Origin of the sequence: Terrirubrum flagellatum (assembly GCF_022059845.1) — a bacterium.
Classification (GTDB): domain Bacteria; phylum Pseudomonadota; class Alphaproteobacteria; order Rhizobiales; family Beijerinckiaceae; genus Terrirubrum; species Terrirubrum flagellatum.
The window spans coordinates 588,041-607,152 of record NZ_CP091851.1; the positions used below are offsets into that span (position 1 = coordinate 588,041).

General features: G+C 63.5%; 22 protein-coding genes. 21 read left to right on the forward strand and 1 reads right to left on the reverse strand.

What is annotated here, in order from left to right; translation table 11 throughout:
- Nucleotides 1-10: 10 nt before the first annotated feature.
- The 16 genes from L8F45_RS03015 (at nt 11) to L8F45_RS03090 (ending at nt 16,011) form a co-directional block, all read left to right on the forward strand.
- Nucleotides 11-3,262, forward strand: a complete 3,252-nt coding sequence (locus L8F45_RS03015) for a DUF4815 domain-containing protein (protein ID WP_342361407.1) — start codon at nt 11-13, stop codon at nt 3,260-3,262.
- A 13-nt stretch (nt 3,263-3,275) separates the two neighbouring features.
- Nucleotides 3,276-4,487, forward strand: coding sequence for a tail fiber protein (locus tag L8F45_RS03020; protein WP_342361408.1), 1,212 nt, complete (start codon nt 3,276-3,278; stop codon nt 4,485-4,487).
- Nucleotides 4,488-4,494: 7 nt separating this feature from the next.
- Nucleotides 4,495-5,070 (forward strand): DUF4376 domain-containing protein, encoded by a 576-nt coding sequence (locus L8F45_RS03025; protein WP_342361409.1) that lies wholly within the window; start codon nt 4,495-4,497, stop codon nt 5,068-5,070.
- Nucleotides 5,071-5,148: 78 nt separating this feature from the next.
- Nucleotides 5,149-6,639: a phage tail sheath protein gene (locus L8F45_RS03030; protein WP_342361410.1), complete on the forward strand. Its 1,491-nt coding sequence runs from the start codon at nt 5,149-5,151 to the stop codon at nt 6,637-6,639.
- Between the two features lie 31 nt (nt 6,640-6,670).
- A complete protein-coding gene (locus tag L8F45_RS03035) occupies nt 6,671-7,207 on the forward strand; it encodes a phage major tail tube protein (protein WP_342361411.1) in 537 nt (178 codons plus the stop codon).
- Between the two features lie 36 nt (nt 7,208-7,243).
- Entirely contained in the window at nt 7,244-7,618 is a 375-nt protein-coding gene (locus L8F45_RS03040) for a hypothetical protein (protein WP_342361412.1), read from the forward strand.
- A gap of 14 nt (nt 7,619-7,632) precedes the next feature.
- Nucleotides 7,633-7,764 (forward strand): hypothetical protein, encoded by a 132-nt coding sequence (locus L8F45_RS03045; protein ID WP_342361413.1) that lies wholly within the window; start codon nt 7,633-7,635, stop codon nt 7,762-7,764.
- Between the two features lie 194 nt (nt 7,765-7,958).
- Complete coding sequence (locus tag L8F45_RS03050; RefSeq protein WP_342361414.1) at nt 7,959-10,088, forward strand: hypothetical protein; 2,130 nt, start codon at nt 7,959-7,961, stop codon at nt 10,086-10,088.
- A gap of 8 nt (nt 10,089-10,096) precedes the next feature.
- Nucleotides 10,097-10,513 (forward strand): phage tail protein, encoded by a 417-nt coding sequence (locus L8F45_RS03055; RefSeq protein WP_342361415.1) that lies wholly within the window; start codon nt 10,097-10,099, stop codon nt 10,511-10,513.
- Nucleotides 10,513-10,740, forward strand: a complete 228-nt coding sequence (locus L8F45_RS03060) for a tail protein X (RefSeq protein ID WP_342361416.1) — start codon at nt 10,513-10,515, stop codon at nt 10,738-10,740. Before L8F45_RS03055 ends, L8F45_RS03060 begins: the two co-directional genes overlap by 1 nt.
- Nucleotides 10,741-11,781 (forward strand): phage late control D family protein, encoded by a 1,041-nt coding sequence (locus tag L8F45_RS03065; protein ID WP_342361417.1) that lies wholly within the window; start codon nt 10,741-10,743, stop codon nt 11,779-11,781.
- Nucleotides 11,778-12,167, forward strand: coding sequence for a hypothetical protein (locus tag L8F45_RS03070; protein WP_342361418.1), 390 nt, complete (start codon nt 11,778-11,780; stop codon nt 12,165-12,167). Before L8F45_RS03065 ends, L8F45_RS03070 begins: the two co-directional genes overlap by 4 nt.
- Nucleotides 12,164-12,358 (forward strand): hypothetical protein, encoded by a 195-nt coding sequence (locus L8F45_RS03075; RefSeq protein ID WP_342361419.1) that lies wholly within the window; start codon nt 12,164-12,166, stop codon nt 12,356-12,358. Before L8F45_RS03070 ends, L8F45_RS03075 begins: the two co-directional genes overlap by 4 nt.
- A gap of 8 nt (nt 12,359-12,366) precedes the next feature.
- Complete coding sequence (locus L8F45_RS03080) at nt 12,367-13,518, forward strand: hypothetical protein (protein ID WP_342361420.1); 1,152 nt, start codon at nt 12,367-12,369, stop codon at nt 13,516-13,518.
- Nucleotides 13,519-13,520: 2 nt separating this feature from the next.
- Complete coding sequence (locus tag L8F45_RS03085) at nt 13,521-14,675, forward strand: hypothetical protein (protein WP_342361421.1); 1,155 nt, start codon at nt 13,521-13,523, stop codon at nt 14,673-14,675.
- Between the two features lie 7 nt (nt 14,676-14,682).
- Entirely contained in the window at nt 14,683-16,011 is a 1,329-nt protein-coding gene (locus L8F45_RS03090) for a hypothetical protein (RefSeq protein ID WP_342361422.1), read from the forward strand.
- 73 nt (nt 16,012-16,084) lie between these two features.
- Here L8F45_RS03090 and L8F45_RS03095 read toward each other — a convergent pair whose 3' ends face one another.
- On the reverse strand, nt 16,085-16,831 hold the full coding sequence (locus tag L8F45_RS03095) for a hypothetical protein (RefSeq protein ID WP_342361423.1): 747 nt from the start codon (nt 16,829-16,831) through the stop codon (nt 16,085-16,087).
- A gap of 196 nt (nt 16,832-17,027) precedes the next feature.
- Between L8F45_RS03095 and L8F45_RS03100 the strand changes: the two genes are divergently transcribed.
- From L8F45_RS03100 to L8F45_RS03120, 5 genes are all read left to right on the forward strand, one after another.
- A complete protein-coding gene (locus L8F45_RS03100; protein ID WP_342361424.1) occupies nt 17,028-17,243 on the forward strand; it encodes a DUF7940 domain-containing protein in 216 nt (71 codons plus the stop codon).
- Nucleotides 17,240-17,710 (forward strand): lysozyme, encoded by a 471-nt coding sequence (locus L8F45_RS03105; protein WP_342361425.1) that lies wholly within the window; start codon nt 17,240-17,242, stop codon nt 17,708-17,710. The genes L8F45_RS03100 and L8F45_RS03105 overlap by 4 nt, the downstream gene beginning before the upstream one ends.
- On the forward strand, nt 17,710-18,102 hold the full coding sequence (locus L8F45_RS03110; protein ID WP_342361426.1) for a hypothetical protein: 393 nt from the start codon (nt 17,710-17,712) through the stop codon (nt 18,100-18,102). Before L8F45_RS03105 ends, L8F45_RS03110 begins: the two co-directional genes overlap by 1 nt.
- Nucleotides 18,103-18,279: 177 nt before the next feature.
- Nucleotides 18,280-18,750 carry a hypothetical protein gene (locus tag L8F45_RS03115; RefSeq protein ID WP_342361427.1) on the forward strand — a complete coding sequence of 157 codons (471 nt, stop codon included), beginning with the start codon at nt 18,280-18,282 and terminating at the stop codon, nt 18,748-18,750.
- Entirely contained in the window at nt 18,734-19,108 is a 375-nt protein-coding gene (locus tag L8F45_RS03120; RefSeq protein WP_342361428.1) for a hypothetical protein, read from the forward strand. Before L8F45_RS03115 ends, L8F45_RS03120 begins: the two co-directional genes overlap by 17 nt.
- Nucleotides 19,109-19,112: the final 4 nt, after the last annotated feature.

A 19,112-nucleotide genomic window follows, 5' to 3' on the forward strand; every position in this document is an offset into this window, starting at 1 on the left:
GGAAGGGTTCATGGCCTTCGAGCATCCATCCGGCGTTCCTGGCGCGTTTGATCGCGCGTCAGCGAACCCGAATTGGGCGCGCGTTGTCGCGCGCGAGGATCGCTTCGCGCAGGCGGCCGAGATCAACGAACTGCAATCGATCGCCGAGAGGCGCGGCCGGCGCGTTGGCAACCTCACGGCGAAAGACGGCGACCGCGTCGAAGGCTGCAACATCGTCGTTGATGTCGATGCGGGCACGATCACGCTCGCCGCCGGCCGTATCTATGTCGCCGGCGACGTTCGCAATGTCGCCGCGCACACCTTCTCCGGCGTCACCTTCTCCGGCGAGAAAACCGTCGGCATCAGGCTCCTGTCGACGGTTGTCGACGAGGACGACGATGTCACGCTGCTCGGGCTTATGCCCGGCACAGAGGGCGAAGGTGAGCCAGGCGCTGCGCGCGTCGCGGAAACGATCAGTTGGGCGCTTCCCGACGATGATGGCGATGGAGAGTATTTCGCGGTCTATCTCTTGCTCGATGGCGCGGTCATCGACCAGAGCCCGCCGCCGGCGCTTTCCGGCGTCACGCAGCAGATCGCCGTCTACGACAAGGATGCGCTCGGAAACTACATCGTCGACGGCTGCGAGGTCACCGCGCTCGGCAAGACCGGATCGGACCAGGCTTTCACGATCGCGGCTGGCACGGCGAACATTCAGGGCTTCAAGCGCATCCGCGAAGCTTCGATCCGCTTCGTGCAGGCGGAGGACCCGGCCCTCGAAAGCATCACCGCCGAACCTCACACTTTCACTGGAACGACCGGCGGCACGTCGGTCGTTCCCGTCTCGCGTCCGCCGATCGCGAACGTCACCGGAGTCGTCATCGTCAAGCGCGTGACGGAAACCGTGACGCGCGGCGCATCTCCCAACGGCGAGGACGCGCTCAGCAATTCGGCCGTCGTTGCGATCGAGTCCGTCTCACAAGGCGCGATGACCTACGTTGCGACGACCGATTATCTGCTCGACGGCGACAAGGTGTCGTGGGCGCCAGGCGGCGCGGAGCCGGCAGCGGCTTCGACCTATTCCGTCACCTATCGCTACAATGCGAGCGTCACGCCTGATACGGTCGACGAGACGAGCGTCACCGTCACGGGCGGCGTGAATGGCTCGACGGCGCTGATCTCGTATCAATCGAAGATCCCGCGCATAGACATCATCTGCATGGATATCGCGGGCAAGCCCGTCTATTACAAAGGCATCAGCGCCCGCGGCGGCGCATTGGCGCCAGCGCCGCCTTCGACTTTGCTGAAGCTGGCGGAAGTCTGGAACGACTGGCTCAGCACACCCGAGATCGTCAACAACGGCACGCACAATTACACCGCCGACGCACAGCGCAGGCTCTTCAACAGGCTGATCGACATCCTCGAACAGTTCGATCGGGCGGAATTGTCGCGCGACATATTGGAGCGCGAGCCGGTCAGCAAGAAGGGCATCTTCACCGACAGCTTCGTCGACGATTTTTATCGTGACCAGGGCGCGGCGCAGACCGCCGCGATCAACCAGGGCGTTCTCCAGCTCGCGATCGACAACGTGCTGATGCAGCGCGCGGGGACCGCGATCGTCAGCCTCGACTACACCGAAGAAATCGCGATCCGCCAGGACAAGGACACTTCGTCCATGGCGATCAACCCCTACGACAACTTCACCGTGATGCCGGGCGCCCTGAAGCTCGAGCCTGCCGTGGACTTCTGGACCGACGAGGTCACGGCCTGGGCCTCGCCGGTGACGCGCGAATTCACGTCGGCTCCTGACGAGCCTCCGGGCCAAACGACGATCACGGAAGTCACGGAGATCCGCAAAACGGAAGCCGTGAACCTCCGCCAGATCACAGTCCATGCAACGATCCAAGGGTTCGGAGCCGGCGAAAATCTGGCGACGCTCACGCTCGATGGCGTCAACGTGAAGCCGGCGGGAACGCAGACCGCGGACTCCAACGGCCAGATCGTCCTCGACTTCGTCATTCCCGCGAACATTCCTTCGGGCAAACGCAAGGTTCGCGCCGTCGGCGCGGCCACCGATCCTTCATTCGCCGAAGCAATCTTCGTTGGCGAAGGCACAGTGGACACGACGACGCTGCGTCGTGTGACGCTGGTCGCGCGCGCTGCCCCCGTCCCGATCACGGTCGTCAACGAGAACATCACGATCATTAACCAGGTGACGCAACCCGTCGTCCAGGATGTCGATCGCAGCACGGAAGGGGTTGGCGGCAGCGCCGAAGATCCGCTGGCGCAGACGTTCGTGCTCCCCGAGCCGCGCCATATTCTCGGCGTCAACGTGAAGATCAAAACGATCGGCGATCCGACGAAGGGCGTCCGCGTCCAGTTGGCGACGATCGCGAGTGGGCTGCCGACGAAGGAAATCCTCGCCGAGGTCTTTGTCAGCCTCGCCGGAAAGTCGGTGAATGACGTCATCCAGGCGCGTTTCGCCGCGCCAGTGTTCTGCCCGTCCGATCGCGAATTCTGCTTCGTTTTCCTGACCGACGACAACGCCCACGCGCTCGCGATCTCGAAGCTCGGCGACGTTGACCCCGTGACGCAGCAGCGCGTGTCTGCGCAGCCCTATACCGTGGGCGTGCTGCTTTCGTCGTCGAACCGCTCGACCTGGACGGCTCACAACGATGCAGACCTCTGGTTTGAGGTCGTCGTCGCGAAGTTCTCGCCAACCACGAAAACGGTGACGCTGTGGACGGGGGCGATCACGAACATCAGCGACATGCTGATCCGTGGCGGCGTCGAGATCCCCACGGCGGATGCGCGCTTCCGCTACGAGCTCGTGCGCGAGGGCGGGCAGGTGATCCCGCTGGCGCCGAACCAGACCTGCGAATTCGCGGAGTTCGTGACGGAAACGGTGACGGTGCGCGCCGTGTTCGATGGGTCCGAGAAAGTCTCGCCGGTCCTCTATCCTGGCACGCTGATCATCGGCGGCCGGATCAAGACAAGCGGCACCTACATCTCGCGGCAGTTCCCGATGGGGACGGCGATTCGCGTGCAGACGCTCTTCGCAGCGAAGGTCCCGGCCGGAGCGGCCGTCGCCGTTCACTGCGACGCGGCCGACAATAGCTGGAACGCCCTGTCGGCCGACGGTTCGGGGACGCTTGGCGGCGGCTGGAATGAGCCGCGCTTCAAGAAGGATCCGTACACCGCCGCGAACGGCCGCATCCGCGTGACGCTGACCGGCGATCCCGGCGCCAGGCCCTCTATCGCGCGGCTGCGCGCCTACAGCGTGTGAGCGGCTGGCCACCATGACGATCATCGACGATCGCACTTCGCATCGGGGCTATCAGCAGCCGAACCCCGCGAACAATGCGAGCGACGACGCTGTTCGCCTTGCCGCAGCGCTGGCGCTGATCGACACGGATGTCGATGGTCTCATCACGGCGGTCGCCGGGAAGGCCGCGGCTGTTCACGGTCATCCGATCAACCAGATCACCGGCCTGACCGAGGCGTTGAATGGCAAGGCGCCGTCGAACCATTCTCATGCGCTCGGCGCCCTGTCCGACGTCAACACGTCGGGCGTCGCTGCCGGTCAGTTCCTGAAATACATCGGCGCGCAATGGCAGCCGGGCGGGATTTCGATCAGCGACGTCGGCAGCCTGAGCGAGGCGCTTGCGGCGTTCGAGGTCGCCGGGAACAAGGGCAATGCGAACGGCTACGCCGGCCTCGACGGCAGCGGGAAGGTGCCTGTGGCGCAGCTTCCGTCCGCCGCGCTTCAGGCGCCCGCTGGCGCGCTCATGATCGCCACGGGCAGCGTTGCGCTGCCCGGCACGATCAAGGCGAACGGCGCGACGCTCTCGCGCACGGCCTACGCTGATCTCTGGCTCTGGGCCCAGACCTCGGGGAATCTCGCCGCGAGCGAGGCCGCGAAGACGGCTGGTCAGTATGGCCCCGGCAACGGGACGACGACCTTCTCGATCCCGGATCTGCGCGGCGAATTCATCCGCGGCTGGGATGATGGCAAGGGCATAGACAGCGGTCGCGCGATCGGTTCGACCCAGGCGAGTCAGAACCTCGCCCATACGCATGGTGTAACCGAGTCGCCGCACTCGCACGGGGTCACGCAGACGCCGCATTCGCACGGCGTGAATGACCCATCCCACGCGCACGGGGTCTATGATCCGAGCCACGCGCACGCGGTTTACGATCCCGGACACTCGCACGTCACGTACGTCTATGGCGGTTTCGACGATGGGACGCCGCTCACGGAGCCCGGTCGCAGCTCGGGATTTGCTGACCAGCCGCACAGCTACGGCACGAGCGTTTCCGGTACGGGCATTGGAATCTATCCCTCGGGAACGGGCATCGGAATCTACGCCTCTGGAACGGGCATCTCGTTGGTCGCCGCCAACGCGAACGTCAGCGTCAATGCTGCGACGACCGGCCTCAGCCTTCAAAGCGCCGGCGGCGCTGAAGCGCGGCCGGTGAACATCGCTTACCTCTTCTGCATCAAATACTGAGGCTCGCATGGCGACCCCGAAGGGAAAGACCGTCTACCAGACCGATGAAGCCGGGGTGTTCGTCGGAACGGCCATCGCCGATCCAGATCCTTTGCAGAGCGGCGCCTACCTTATCCCGCGTAACGCGCACGACCTCGCCCCGCCGCAATTCAACAAGAGCACGCACTTTGCGCGCTGGAACGGAACAGGTTGGACGATCTCGCCGCTCGGCGCGCAGAACGTGCCTGGCACGCAGGAGGAATCGCTTCTCGCCCGCGCCGCGCGTCTTCGTTGGGAGCGCGAAACGAGGGGCGTACTGGTCAGCGGGTTGTCTGTCGGGTCGATGGCGGTTCGCACCGATGATCGCTCGAAGATGATGATCATGGGCGCGCGCGTTGCGGCCGAGGCCGACCCGAATTTCACGACGACATGGGCCGCTTCCGACGACTCGCTGCACGAGATCAACGCGACCGACGTCGTCATCATGTCGAACGCAGTGCTCGCGCATGTCGCCGAAAGCTTCGCGCTCTACGCGATGGTGAAAGCGGAGATCACGAGCGGCGCGATCAAGACCGCGGCCGAAGTCGACGCCGCTTACGCCTGATTTCTGAAACACCCGCGCCTTCGGGCGCATCCATGCAACGGGCCGCGATCTGTGGCCCTTTTTATTTGGGAGACCGCGATGACCGAAGTCACGTTCGGCATTGTCCATATTCGCGACGGCGTCGAGGTTCTGCCTGCCGCAGGCGCGGAAATGTCCGTCATCGGCATTCTCGCGACCGCGCCCGATGCCGACGAGGATGTGTTTCCGCTCGATGAGCCGGTTTACTTCACGACCGACGACACGACCTTCACGTCGAAGATCGGATCGACCGGCACGCTGAAAGACGCGATCGAGGGCATCGCGGCCCAGCTCGACGACGTTCAGAGGTCGGCGCGCGTAATCGTCGTGCGCGTCGACGAGGAAAACACCGTCGCCGCGACGATCGCGAACATGATCGGCTCAAGCGTCGACAAGACCGGCATGCACGCCTTCAGGAAGGCGCCGGCAAAGATCGGCTTCAGCCCTCGGCTTATCATCGCCCCCGGCTACACCCAGCAGCAGCTTTTTGGCGTCACGGGTCATGGTTCCATCACCGGCGGCACGGGCGGTACGAACGGCACCTTCGCCCTTGGCTTCACCGGCGGCACGGGCACGGCCGCAACTGGCACCTTCACCGTCGCCGGCGGAGCGCTGACCGCAATCAACATCACGAGTCCAGGCGGTTACTCCGTCGCGCCGACTGCATTCAGCTTTGCCGCGTCCACGGGCCTCACTGGAGCGGCTTCGAGCATCCAGACGGCGAAGGTGGCAAATGGCGTCGCAACCGCGCTGCCGGCCGTCTGTGGCCCGCTGAAGGCCCGCGCCATCCTCGATCCGCCGGCGACCGATCGCCAGGCGTTCATTGACTGGCGTGAGACGCTGGCGAGCGACAGCCTGATCGCCGGCCCGGCCTGCAATGTGAAGGTGACCGCGGCCGACGGCAGCATCGTCGAGAAGCCCTCGTCGCCGCGCATCGCTGGTCTCGCGGTGAAGGTCGACAACGAATCCGAAGGCCGCCCCTTCCGCTCCTGGGCGAACCGGCCAATCCTCGGCATCGTCGGCGTGTCCCGCGATATCGACTTCAGCCTTGTCGATGGCGACACTGAGGGTCAGGACATTCTCTCGCGCAACGGCAGCATCATCGTGCGCGGCGAGTCTGGCGTCGAGAGCTCGATCTCCGATGGCGGGTTCTATTTCGTCGGCACCGATACGCTTAGCGAAGATCCGCTGTGGCGCTTTTACCATGTCTGCCGTGGGCGCGACTGGCTGGAGCTTGGTCAGATCAAGGCCGAGAAGCCCTATCTCGGCGTGCAGAACATCACGCTCGCCGTCGCCATGGCGATCGCGGAGACGATGCGCAGCCAGCTTGGCCTTGCCAAGGCGCGCGGCGAAATCATCGACTATCGCGTCGGCTTCGAGCCCGACAAGAACACGCCCGAGGAAATCCGCCTCGGCAATCTGCAGATGATGTTCAAGGCCGAGGAGCCGCCCGTGCTGCGCAAGCTGCGCATCTCGTCGCGCCGCTACCGCCCGGCGCTCGAAAACCTCGTCGCGGCCATCTCGTCGCAGATCAACAGCCTCGCGGCGTAACCCGCCGCGCCAGGCCACAAGGAGAAAATCGATGGCTGACATCTTCGAGATGGATCTCGCGAACATCTTCGTCGGCGACCCCGATCCGAAGAAGAGCCTGCACACGAGCCTGAAGAGCGTGAAGCTCCCCGACCTCAAACTGATGAGCAAGGAGCACAAGCCGGCCGGCGCTGCAGGCTCCGTCAACTTCCGCATGAACTCGATCGACGCGCTGAAGTTCACCTTCAAGTGCGCCGGCTTTACGCCCGATCTCTCGGCGAAGTTCGGCATCGGCGTCGGCCTCAACGAGCCCTACTTCATGCTGGGCAACGTCCGGAATCTCCGCACGGGCGAGCAGTTTCCCGGCCGCGCGGTCGTGCGCGGCGTAATCACTGCGATCTCGCCGAGTGAGTTCACAGCCGGCGATGGCATCGAGCACGACTACGAGATCGACGAAGTCACGCACTACGAGTTCCTGCTGAACAACCAGGAAATCTACTACTTCGATTTCTGGGAAGGGCCGGCAGGCGTCCGCATCAACGGCGTCTCGGTGATGCAGCAGGCGGCGCGGAATATCGGCATCGTCTGAGGCCGATCAACGCTGCGATAAGTCTGGGAGAGGAAAATGGACAATCAGGAAAACGCGCCGGCGGAGAAGCCGAAGGCGCGGTTTGTCGACGCCGCGAAGCGCGTCACGACCTTCGCTCTGAAGTGGCCGATCGAGTTCGACGGCAAGATCTACGAGAAGGTGACGATCACGCGGCCGACGAAGCTGCAGATCGACGCACTGATGGCGTCGTCAGCAGAAGGCAAGGGGTTCGACTCCGAGTCCCTGTCGCCGATCATGGACGTTCCGTACGAGGTCTACGAAGCGCTCGACGATGAAGACGGCGATCCCATCGACACATTGGTCGGAAGTTTTTTCGAGCGGCGGGTGGCGGCCCTGCGAGCCTTGAGCGAAGCGTCGCCATCATCGTCCGATACCTCGGGCAGCGCATAGTCGACGTCGAGGCCATGGATATCGCCGAGATCGCGAAGTGGCGCGATCTCGCGATCGAGATGGAGCGCATCGACCATGAAATCCACTACCGGCAGACGTTGGCTGCCGTGAACAACGCGATGGCGAAACTCTTCAAGAACCGCTGATGGCCCGCCAGCTTCTCGCATCACTGCTTGTTCGCCTGACCGACGATGCGTCGGGCAAAGGCAAGAAGATTGCGGACGCGCTCGACTCCATCAACGCCGCGGCCAACAGGCTGTCGAAGTCGAAGGGCGGTGGCGACGCTCTGGTCTCGAGCCTCGCGAAGGCGGAGCAGTCGGCGAAAGAGTTCGCCAAGGCCATGGGCGGCGACGCCGGCTGGGGCAAGCGCTTCACCAATGACCTGAGCCGCCTGAAGGCGACGACCGCCGAAGTCGAAAAGCTCAAGGAGAGCTGGAAGCGCCTCCAGTCGGAAATGTCGTCCGGTATGGGGAAGGCGTTCCAGACAAGCGCCATCTCCTCATGGAAGAGCCAGGCGCTCGGCGCGCTCATCGCCGTTCGCCAGGAGGCGCAACGTCTCGCGCAGGCGCAGGTCAATGCGGCGAACAAGGCTGCGGCCGCGCAGCAGCGTGCGGCGCAGCGGATGGCCGGGGTCGGTCACTTTGCTGTTGGCGCGTTGGGCCTTGGCGGCGCCGCATATGGCGTTAATCGCGCGGCTCGCTATACGGCGACGCAGGGCGCGGAGGCGGAGCGTGAGAGCGTTCGCCAGCACTTCGCTGGATTCACGCCAGGTCAGATCGCCGAAACCAACGCGCACGCGTTCGCATTGTCACGGCAATTCCCGACCGTTGGCGCGCTCGATATCCGAAAGCATCAGCGCAACATCACATCCGTAGTTGGGTCCTACGACGAGGCCTCCCATTTGATGGAGCTGGTGACGAGGGCGCAGGCTGTGCTTCAGGTGCAACGCGGGCAGGAGCGCGCCGCGGGCGACCTCGAAGCGCTGGTGAAGGCGGGTGAAGTTCTCAACCGCGCGCAATCAGCACGAGTTCTGACGCCTCTGGTCACAGCCTTCATCAAGTCGGCCAACCTGTATGGTGACACGGTGCGCGGTGAGGATTGGCGTCAGTACGCCGCCACCGCCAAGACATCTGTGGTCGGCCTCAACGATAGCTTCCTGACCGGCGTGATCCCGTCGATGATGCAAGAGTTTGGGGGTGAGCGCACCGGCACGATGCAGATGACTGCGCTGGGCAATTTGGCGCGGAGGCCGATTAAGAAGGCGCAAGTGGCCGCACTCAGGAAGGCCGGCTTGCTAGACAGGGACGGAAGAATTTCTGGCGCTCGGGCGGGCCTCGTCGATCCGTTGGCATTCGCCAACAGTTTCATAACGGGCGCTCTCCAAAGATCCGGCGTCGATGTCACTGCCGCGAAAGACATCGCGCATCCAGGATCGCAAGAGGCTCGCACCAAAATGGTCGAGTTGATGGCGCAGTGGTTCACAGATCGAAACGCGGCCGAGTTTTTTTCGAAGCTGATCCTAGATCGTCCGAAATTTGAGAAGAATATGAAGCAGGCCTCCGAGGCATCGGGGCCGGAAGCTGCCGATAAAGTCCGACAGGACCCATTCCAAGCGTGGCAATCCGTCAAAGAGCAGATGGACAACCTCGTGCAGGTCGCGAGCAGTCCACTTATGCCGACGGCGGCGAAGGGCCTCAGCGCGCTCGCCGACGGAATCGCGAACCTTACCAAGGCAGCGTTGGAGAACCCTGACATCGCGAAGAAAGCAGCGGTCGGCGGATTTGGCTTGTTCGCAACCGCCGCGCCATGGCTCACCGGCGCCGGATTGCAGGGTCTCGCGGGCCGCATGGGCGACGGAGCAACAAAGCTTGCGCTGCAATACGGCGGGACCGGGTTGAAGTTCCTCGGCCGCATGGCGCTCATCCCGTCGCTCGCGATGACGCTTGAGGCGCTGACCGAGGACAAGAACGGCGACGGGTTCTTCTCGAAGAACCTCGGCCGTATCCGTCGCGGCTTCGCGGGGACGCAGACTGAGGACGACAAACGATATACTGACCAGGTGTTGGGTCAGAATCCGCTACGCGGGCTTCGCGAGCTGTTGATGCCGAATATTCCGGCTGATCAGCGAATGAACGACGCGACGCGCTCCTATATAGATTCCCGCCGCAAGGGTTCCAGTGGAGCTGACGCAAGCGATGCGCAGAGCGCCGGCGCGTCAGTTGCTCAGTCCGCTGCTCAAGGGTTGGGGCAGGGTGACGCCTCGGCGCAAAAGATGATGAACGACTTCGCCCAGAGCATCGCCTCTGGCGGAACTGCAGCGGTCGCGCAGGCGCAGTCGATCATGAGCCAGATCCAGGCGATCTTCTCGCAGCCCGTGAAGATCAACATCGGCGTCAACGCGCCATCGCCGGCGGCGATCGGCAACAGCGTTCGCGCATCGCTCAGCGACTATGGGACTTCGCCCGTCTGATGCTTCTCATGATCGGTCCCGTCGTCTTCGATATGACCGGCGTCAATCATCAAAGCCTCAGCAACGAAGAGAAAACCGCGTTCGGCAAGCATGACGTCGTGGGAGCTGCGCCCATCTACGAGTTCGGCGGAGAAGACGAGGCCAAGCTCACGATCGAGGGCAAACTCCTCCCGCGTCATCTCGGCGGCCTCGACGGGCTTGAGGCGCTGAAGGCGATGCGGGCAACCGGCGTCGCATGGATGGCCGTGCGCGGCGACGGTTTTCCACTCGGCTGGCATCTGATCGAGAAGATCAAGGACAAACACGGCGAGCTCGATTTCAATGGCGTCGGCCAGGAAGTCGAGTTTACGGTCGAATTGCTGCGCGCTGGCGCGCCAAATGCGACGACCTATCTCTCACTGTTCAACCAGATTGCGGGCGGCTGATGGCGACGGTCGAGATCACGGTGAAGCAGGACGGCGTCATGCTCGACCTTCTGCTCTGGCGCCGTTTCAAGGCCCTGCCGGACGGCTTCGTCGAGCAGGTCTACGAGATGAATTACGGCCTCGCCGAGAAAGGCGAGTTCCTTCCGCTCGGGACCGTCGTTGTCGCGCCTATCCCCGATCCGAACGACGTGTCGGCGGCGCAAAAAGTCGTCAGCCTCTGGGATTGAATGTCGGTTCTGAGGCCGGTCCATTCCGTCATCGTTGACGGAAACGATGTCACGTCGCGCATCCTGCCGCGCCTGCTCGAAGTCGAGGTCGTCGACAAAGAGGGAACCAGCTCGGACACCGCCGAGATCAAACTCGCAGATCCTGACGGCACGACGATACTGCCGCAGCCCGGCGCAAAAATCTCGATCGCGCTGGGCTTTGCGCCAGGTGCGCCGATCCTCGTGTTCGAGGGGACGGTCGACGATCCGGAATCGCAATTCGGCAAGGGTCAGGTTCGGACGCTGTCGATCAGCGCCAAGGGTTTCGACACGAAAGGCAAGGCGAAGCAGCCACAGCGCGGCCACGCCGACAATCAAAAGTTCGGCGACGTCGCGACGAAATGGGCGCGAGCGGCGGGTCTTGAAGCGAAGATCGATAGCGCGCTCGGATCAATCCAGCGGGACTATTGGTCGATCGATGGCGAAAGCTTCCTGCATTGGGGCCAGCGCGTCGCTCGCGAGATCGGCGCGAACTTCAAGGTCTCTGGTGGCCGCGCAATCTTTGTGCCGATCAACGGCGCAACGTCGGCTTCCGGCCAATCGCTGACGCCCATCCGGGCAATCTGGGGCGACAATCTCAAGAGCGGACGCATCAGGCCCTATTCCGGCCGCGGGCGCTTCAAGGAAGTGAAGACGCGCTACTACGACGCCAAGGAAGCAAAGTGGAAAGAGAAGACGGTCAGCGTCGCCGACAATAAAGCCGAAGCGAATCTGACGACACGCTTCAACGCCCATGATGAAGGTGAGGCGGAAGGCAAGGCCACGACCGAGAAAAAGCGCTCGGAGAAAGAAGGCGGCGCTGGTGAAGTCACGATCGTCGGCGAACCTACCGCGCGCGCGACAGCGACCGTTCAGGTGCGCGGCGTTCGTCCCGGCGTCGATGGCGACTACATCGCGACGACAGTTACGCACAAAGCGACGAAGACGCAGTTCGACACGAAGGTCAGCCTGAAGCGACCGACGGGCGACGCCGGCAAGGACACGAGGAAGGCCTCGAAATGACGCGTCGCAATCTGCCGATGCCGGATCGAGCCGATATCTGGTTCGTTCCGGGCGACGAGATCGTGCAGCCGATCCTTGTCACAGTCCCGACTGCGAAGGGGCCTGCGATCGTGGACCTCGCCGGGTGCGCTCTTCGCGTCGAGATCGCATGGGGCGAGGGGACGAAGATCACGCTCGATATCGACGCTGGCATCGAGATCATCGATCCGGCGCCGCCGCCTGCCGACGAAGGGTACGAGCAAACGCCGCATTTCGTGTTCCGCCTCTCGGAAGCGCAAAGCCTGACGCTGCCGACCGAGGAGTGCGCGACCGCGCGCATCATGGTTGTCACATCGGGCGGTGTCACGATGCAGACCGCAGGCTGCACGTTCCGGAGAGTGTCGTGAAGCTGCGAGGACCGATCCAGATCGACGGTTCGCGTCCGCTGCTGCGCGTGACGCTTGTCGGCGTGCGGGGCTTCGTCCCGCAGCCAGATCAATATGCCGGCGAGTCCGCGAGCGGCTTTCTGCTCGTGCTTACCGACCCCGGCGTCACCGACGCGGAAGAGACCGCGCCAGATCAAGATTCAGAGGACTGAGGGCTGCTATGTCGACGATCAATGTTGTGGAGCGGCGAAGCGCGCCGTCGAACTCGGACCTTCGTGCCGTTGATGTCGACATTGTAGGCAGCACGCGCACGCAAGCGGTCAAACTCACTTTCGGAAAGGCGGCGGCCGGTTCGGATCCAGCCGTCGTCACGCGCGTCAGCGAAGACGATCCGCTGCCGACGACTGACGAGGCCGCCCTTGCGCGCCTTGACTCCATCAACTCTAAGTTGTCGGACGATCCAGCCTCGCAAACGACGCTCGCTGCCATCCTCGCCAAGATCATCAGCGATCCGGCGACACAGACGACGCTCGCCGCAGTGCTCGCGAAGCTGTCGAGCGACCCCGCGACCAACACGACGCTCGCGCAGGTGCGCGACGCCATCAAAGCGCAGACCGCTCTCGCGACGTCGATCTGGACCGACAATACCGGCGCCTATTTTGTCCGCCGCGACCTGATCAACGAAGGCACCGGACTCCCCTCTATTTCGTGGACTGACGGCGCCGGCAACGCGTCGTCGGGCCCCGGCGCCGGGGCGAAGCCGCTGTCGTCGGCGGACAAGGACGTCATCGAGGCGTTCTTCGACGTCATCACGACGGGCGCCGGCTACACGGCCGGCGACCTTCTCGCCCGCATCGCGATCATCGACGCCACTCCGTCGACGCCCACGGGCGTCTTCATCTGGATGAACCTGACGGCCGGCACGATTATCTCCGCGCCGAACTCAGCGCATGTTCAGCGCGCCGACGAAAACATCACCGTCACCGGGCCGCTGACCGATGCGCAGCTCGCGGCTCGCGCGCTGGCGACGGCCGCCAATCAGGCCACGTCCAATGCGTCGCTTGCAAGCATCGACGGCAAGATGTCGTCCGCCAACATCCCAAAGGGCGACGAGCAGTTGATCGTCAGCAACTCGGCGATCGGTCTGGCTTCGATTCCATCGGGTCTGAACCCGGCGACGCTCGCATTGATCAGCGTCGAAGGCGCGCCGGTGCGCTGGCGGGATACTGGAAGCAACCCGACGTCGAGCGTCGGTCAGTTGCTCAATCCCGGCGACGTTCTGCCCTACGACGCCGCGCTCTCCGCGATCAAATTCATCCGCGTCGGCAGCACTGACGCGACGTTGAACGTCGCTTACTACGGGGTGAACTGACCATGGCGCCGGTCCCTATTCGCGCGAATGTGCGCCCGGCTGAGGCGCACGACGTCATCAGCAAGAACCTTGACGTCACGATCCTGCCTGCCGAGGTCGGCTATTTCATCGCTGTCGATGCAACGGCCGCTGCGCGCAATATCACGCTGCCGACGTCGCCAGCGGCCGGCGACACCGTGCCTGTCCAGAAGATCGACTCCAGCGCCAACCGAGTGAAAGTTCTGTCCGGCGCAACCGAAGTCGCATGGCTCTCTGCGCAGTTCGATCGCGCGACGTTCGTCTACGTCAACGGGGCATGGGTCGCGCGAAGCTGGAGCATCGCGCCGCTCTATCAGGAATGGCTCACGGCCGGAAATCAGACGATCACCAAACCTCCGCTGCTCAAGCAGGCAAAGGTGCGTTTGATCGGGCCTGGCGGTGGTGGCGGCGCTGGTCGTCGCGGCGCGGCGGCTTCCGCGCGTTTCGGCGGCGGCGGCGGCTCTGCGGGCGCGATGGTCGAGACGATGGTTCCGGCCGCCGCCTTTGGCCCAACTGAAACTCTAACGCTCGTCGCGGGCGGCGCTGGCGGCGCGGCGCAGACCGCCGATAACTCTGACGGCGCCAGCGGCTCAAACCCATCGAACGACACCATCCTCACGCTCTCCGGAGCCAGCGGCCAGTTGCTGGCGTTCAAGGGTAATCCCGGCGCAGGCGGGTCAGCGACCGCAGGCAATGCGGGGACCGCGCCCTCTGGCGCCTGGATCGGCAACGGATCTGCTGGTGGCGGCAGCTCGACTTCAGCTACCGCGACGACAGGCGGCAACGGCGTCTGCGCCGGCGGCGGTGGCGGTGGCGGTCTCGACACCGGCAACGCGTTCCATGCAGGCGGCGCCGGCGGGCAAGGATCTCGGGCGGGTTCGTCGATCGCAGGGGGCGCGGGCGGCGCAGCCGACGGGACTGCGGGCGGGGCTGGCTCGAGCCCATCGAGCATACAGGCGCAGCAGGGCGGTTCTGGCGGCGGGGGCGGCGGCGCATCTGTCGCCGGTGCTGCGGGCGCCGGCGGCGCCGGCGGCATCGGTTCGGGCGGCGGAGGCGGCGGAGCTTCCGTGAACGGCCAAGCCTCTGGCGCTGGCGGCGCCGGAGGGAACGGCGCGGCTGCGATCACCTGGTTTTTCTGAGGTCGACATGAGCGTTCTGAAACTCGGCCGTCCCTCGGGGATCTCGCGCGCGCCCGGAATCATCAAGCCGACGTCGCCGAATCTCGTCACGTCGTCAGACCTGACGAATGCGTTCTGGACGCGCACGGGCCTCAATCCCGTCGGCGGGCTGACGAATCGTCTCGTCGAAACCGCGGTGAATTCGCAGCATCGCATCGCCACCGCGAGCGCGATCGCGCGCAGTGCCGGCGTCAAGACATTCAAAGCCGGCGTCGCGACGCCGATGGTCGACCGACGCTATTACAACCTGACCGCCTTTGACGGCGCATCGACCGCCGATACGCAGGTTTCGGCGGTGTTCGACCAGGGGCTGATCCCCGACGCGCGATCGACCAGCAACGCCGGCGCGAAGTTCTCCGGCCTCGCGCACAGCACGCGCCGATATCCCGGCCGTCCAGGTTGGTTTTGGAACGAATTCAATTTCATCACCGACGCCCTCTCGACCGGCCTGCAATTCCAGCTTCGCGTTCTCGATGACACGCGCGCCGTGAGCTATCTCGGCGACGCCACGAAACAAGTGATGATGGAAGAACTCGGGCTTTGGGAAACCGACCCGAATGATCCCGTCGTTTTCCAGGGCGGCCAGGGTTCGATCTACACGATCGGCAACTGGTTCGCCTTCCTTGCTGAAGGCGCTCCCGTCACTAGCCTTGGTCTTGTGCGCGGGAAGGATTTCACCCGCCAGGGCAAGTTCATCCCGAATGCATTCCCGAACCAATCCGTTTTCGAATGGCAATATCGCGCCGGCCTCGCGGCGCAGGTCTATTGCTACTACAAGCTCGTTTTTGGCGAGCACGATGGCGGCGCCGCACCGCAGGTTCCGATCCCGCAGAAGACCTTGTCTTCAGTCGGCCAATTGATCGTGAACAATGACATCACGCTGAATGGCAACCCGCACGACTATAGCGTGCCCTACGATACGTTCCTGACGATCGCGCCGGGCTCAGTCGGCGCGTCCGGTGCCAACAAGGGCGCGGAATTCATGATCTTCCTGCACGCCAGCGACATCGCGAAGGCGTTTTTGCAGACGACGAACAATCTGGGGACGTTCAATATCGGCGGCGTTCTCTGGCGCTTCATGAAGACGACGGATCAATTTCTCGCCATCATCCGCGACGACTTTGAAGACCAGCTGCAGTTGGTTAATTTCGACAAGAAAGCCGCGATGAACAAGTTCACCGATTTCGGCGTGCCGAATCTGCCCGGATATTTTTACAACGGTCACGGTCTTGGCGCCGAAGTCGCGCAGCTCGCGAACAGCTTCAAGGTCAACACCGTCTCCGCGAGCTATTCCTGATGCGCTGGGCCTCAAGCCCCGCGTCAAGGCGCCGGCAATGTAAGAGCGCTCCAAGTGTTTTGTTTAATCCGGTCTACAACTCCAACATCGGCGGTGTTGGGCAAAGTCCGATTTGCTCCCTCACCTTTGCCCGGAATTCTTCGTCATCCGACAAATCATGATACGTCATGAGCAAATTCCGAATGAGCAGATCGCGCGTCCCCTGAAATATCCCGACGCATTGCTCCGCGGTGACGCCGCTCATCATATGGCTTGCCCCTGGAACCACTTTTGGGTCGAGAGTTTGGTTCGTCATTGTCCAGGAGAAAGGCAGCGCTCCGATAAGCGTCCAAGTGCGCAGAAACACGAACTTGAAATGGGTCGTTACGATCTCGTTGACGAGTGCGGTCTCAGGTTTGGCATCGAACACCGAATCTGGATGGCCGACGAAGACGCCTATGATCATCGCGTGGTGATCAGGGCTGAAGTCTCCGAGATTGATGCTAATCGCATTGTCCTGACGAAGGTCATAAACCGGCGCCGCGAGATCCGAAGTGCGATGTGTGAAGATATGCGCGAAGCCGTTCCGCGCCTTAACGGCGTCGGAAAGCGCTGTCGAGACGCGCTCCGGCGCGCCTTCGATGCGAAGCGTGTGCTTGAACGTCGTATATGTCGGACTACGCGGCGAAACGTGGACCGAATAACGATCTTCGATGACGCGTTTGGCATCCGGCGGAATGCCGACTTGTGTGCCCGATTTGAGCCTGAGGTAAACGTCGCCGGCGGCGCGCTCTTCGATGTTGAAGAGGTTCCTGACAATTCCGTTTGTGCTGACGTTCAAGCGATACCTTCGCGAGGAAATTGACGGCGACATTCTTGGCCCTGCGATTAGATACCTCTTCCAAATCAATGGCTCCGCCGCCGCAGCTTCGACATTGAGCCACGCCGGCGTACTTCACGATCACCTATGTTGGGCGGTCTTTGCAAGTCCTTCGCACCCGTCTGGATTCATTCTGAGCTTTTGGGATCCGTCTAAAATGCGACTTCATCACAACTGGCGGCGCATTCTCGCGCGAGCCTGGTCCGTCCGCTTCATGGCTGCGGCTGCAATATTCACGGGGCTCGAGGCGGCGCTTCCCCTGTTCACAGATGACCCGCCGATCGGCCGTAGCGCGATGGCGGCCGTCACCCTGGCCGTCACCGTCGGCGCGTTCGCTTCGCGCCTCGTCGCACAGAAAGGAATGGACGAATGATCCAGAAACATCGCGGCAAGGTCACGGGCGCCGCCGTCGCCGTCGTCGGCCTTGCGGTCGGCATCGTTGGTCCATTCGAGGGTCTGCGCACGAAGGCTTACCCCGACATCGTCGGAGTGATCACCGTTTGTTACGGCGAGACGCGCGGCGTGAAGATCGGCGACTCCTACACCAAGGAGCAATGCGACGAGATGCTTGGCGACGCACTCGTCGATTTTGAGGCTGGCGTCCGCAACTGTGTTCCGGGCGAAATCCCGGACAAGCGCCGGGCCTCTTACGTCAGCCTTGCCTACAACATCGGCGTCGGCGGATTCTGTCGCTCGACCGTGGCGCGGAAGGCGAATGAGGGAGACGCCCGCGGATCCTGCGACGCCATGCTCGCCTGGAACAAGGCGGGCGGACGCGTGGTCGCCGGCCTGACTCGCCGCCGGGAGGCCGAGCGCAAGATCTGTCTGTCGGCGCTGTGATGCTCGGCCTGCCATCCGCTTTTTCGCTGAAGGCCATTGCGATTGCTGCGGTGGTCGCATGGATCGCAGGCTTCGGAGGCGGCGTCTGGGTGCGCGATGCGTTCTGTGACGCCGCCGCATCGAAGAAAGCACTCGCCGAGGCGAAAGCCGAAATCGCAGCGCTGGAGACAGCGCGCGATCGATCGATCGAAATCCAGACGCGCATGGCGGCGCGAGCATCAGAGCTGCGTCTGGAAACAGAGCAATTGAAGAGGGCGTCTGATGATCTCGCTGAGCAGTTTCGCGCACAGGCGGCGAAGCCTGCGGCTGCTGATTGTGGTTTCAGCGACGCTGAGCGTCAGCGCGTGCTCCGATCCATCCCGATCGGCCCGGTTCGTCGCCCCAATCCCTGAGCTCGACAGTGAGGCGCGTCAGCCCTGTCGAGATCCGGGAGTAGCGAAAAACCCGAAGGTTTCCGTCGTGGAGCATCGCCAGGCGCTCGCGGAGTGCGAGGGACGGCGCGGTTTAGCGGTGGAAGCCTACGACCAAGCCCGCGCCGCGTTCGGCTCTCCTGACAGGAAGTGACCGACATGATCATCCTTCGCCTCGCACGCGGAATTCACAAGCACTTCCCGGCTCGCCGCTCGGAATGGGCGCTCGGCGCGATGCTCTTCTCTTTGGGCGCGATCCTGCTGCACCCGGACAATCTCTTCGATTCGACGCCGCTCTATCACGGGCTGAAGCTGATCGCGTCTGAGAAGGTCTGGGGATGGGGATGCTTCCTCGTCGGCTTTGTGCGCCTCATCGCGCTCATCCTCAACGGCACCTTCGCAGACACGGCCTATTCGCGATGGTCGCCGCATGTGCGCGGCGCGATGGCGTTCCTGAGTTGCTTTTTCTGGGCCGGGATCACCATCGGCATCTTCTACGCCGCCGATCATCCCGTGTTCGGGATGGGGATCTTTCCGTTCCTGCTCGCGCTCGAACTCACCAACATACACCAGGCGTTGACCGACGCCGGAGCAGCCGATCGGGACTTCTTTGATGCCCCAGGGACCTGACTTCGTCGCGCAGCTTCCGCCGCTCGGGCAGCTCATCTTCTACGCCCTGATCGGCATCGGCGCTCTCGCCGCGGGCTGGCGCGCCTATACCGCTGAGCGCAAGAAGCAGGCCCCGGCGTCGACGACCGACGTCGTGCTTGCCGGCGGGACGATCGCCGACATGAAGCCCGTGCGCGACATGGGCGAGTCGATCGATCGCCTTACGGGCGAGGTCGCGCGTCTCGCGAACGCCAGCGAGGCGATACTCGAAATCATGAAGGAAGAAGCCGACGAGCGCGACATCGAACGCGAGGTCGAGCGCCGCATGCGCGAGGAGCGCGGCGAGCGCATTCCGGAGCCGCGGCGTCGGCGAAGCTGAGTTT

What these genes read in the sequence shown, in the direction of transcription:
- L8F45_RS03015 (WP_342361407.1), top strand. Translation starts at nt 11, where the DNA reads ATGGCCTTCGAGCATCCATCCGGCGTTCCTGGCGCGTTTGATCGCGCG.
- L8F45_RS03020 (WP_342361408.1), top strand. Translation starts at nt 3,276, where the DNA reads ATGACGATCATCGACGATCGCACTTCGCATCGGGGCTATCAGCAGCCG.
- L8F45_RS03025 (WP_342361409.1), top strand. Translation starts at nt 4,495, where the DNA reads ATGGCGACCCCGAAGGGAAAGACCGTCTACCAGACCGATGAAGCCGGG.
- L8F45_RS03030 (WP_342361410.1), top strand. Translation starts at nt 5,149, where the DNA reads ATGACCGAAGTCACGTTCGGCATTGTCCATATTCGCGACGGCGTCGAG.
- L8F45_RS03035 (WP_342361411.1), top strand. Translation starts at nt 6,671, where the DNA reads ATGGCTGACATCTTCGAGATGGATCTCGCGAACATCTTCGTCGGCGAC.
- L8F45_RS03040 (WP_342361412.1), top strand. Translation starts at nt 7,244, where the DNA reads ATGGACAATCAGGAAAACGCGCCGGCGGAGAAGCCGAAGGCGCGGTTT.
- L8F45_RS03045 (WP_342361413.1), top strand. Translation starts at nt 7,633, where the DNA reads ATGGATATCGCCGAGATCGCGAAGTGGCGCGATCTCGCGATCGAGATG.
- L8F45_RS03050 (WP_342361414.1), top strand. Translation starts at nt 7,959, where the DNA reads ATGGGCGGCGACGCCGGCTGGGGCAAGCGCTTCACCAATGACCTGAGC.
- L8F45_RS03055 (WP_342361415.1), top strand. Translation starts at nt 10,097, where the DNA reads ATGATCGGTCCCGTCGTCTTCGATATGACCGGCGTCAATCATCAAAGC.
- L8F45_RS03060 (WP_342361416.1), top strand. Translation starts at nt 10,513, where the DNA reads ATGGCGACGGTCGAGATCACGGTGAAGCAGGACGGCGTCATGCTCGAC.
- L8F45_RS03065 (WP_342361417.1), top strand. Translation starts at nt 10,741, where the DNA reads ATGTCGGTTCTGAGGCCGGTCCATTCCGTCATCGTTGACGGAAACGAT.
- L8F45_RS03070 (WP_342361418.1), top strand. Translation starts at nt 11,778, where the DNA reads ATGACGCGTCGCAATCTGCCGATGCCGGATCGAGCCGATATCTGGTTC.
- L8F45_RS03080 (WP_342361420.1), top strand. Translation starts at nt 12,367, where the DNA reads ATGTCGACGATCAATGTTGTGGAGCGGCGAAGCGCGCCGTCGAACTCG.
- L8F45_RS03085 (WP_342361421.1), top strand. Translation starts at nt 13,521, where the DNA reads ATGGCGCCGGTCCCTATTCGCGCGAATGTGCGCCCGGCTGAGGCGCAC.
- L8F45_RS03090 (WP_342361422.1), top strand. Translation starts at nt 14,683, where the DNA reads ATGAGCGTTCTGAAACTCGGCCGTCCCTCGGGGATCTCGCGCGCGCCC.
- L8F45_RS03100 (WP_342361424.1), top strand. Translation starts at nt 17,028, where the DNA reads ATGCGACTTCATCACAACTGGCGGCGCATTCTCGCGCGAGCCTGGTCC.
- L8F45_RS03105 (WP_342361425.1), top strand. Translation starts at nt 17,240, where the DNA reads ATGATCCAGAAACATCGCGGCAAGGTCACGGGCGCCGCCGTCGCCGTC.
- L8F45_RS03110 (WP_342361426.1), top strand. Translation starts at nt 17,710, where the DNA reads ATGCTCGGCCTGCCATCCGCTTTTTCGCTGAAGGCCATTGCGATTGCT.
- L8F45_RS03115 (WP_342361427.1), top strand. Translation starts at nt 18,280, where the DNA reads ATGATCATCCTTCGCCTCGCACGCGGAATTCACAAGCACTTCCCGGCT.
- L8F45_RS03120 (WP_342361428.1), top strand. Translation starts at nt 18,734, where the DNA reads ATGCCCCAGGGACCTGACTTCGTCGCGCAGCTTCCGCCGCTCGGGCAG.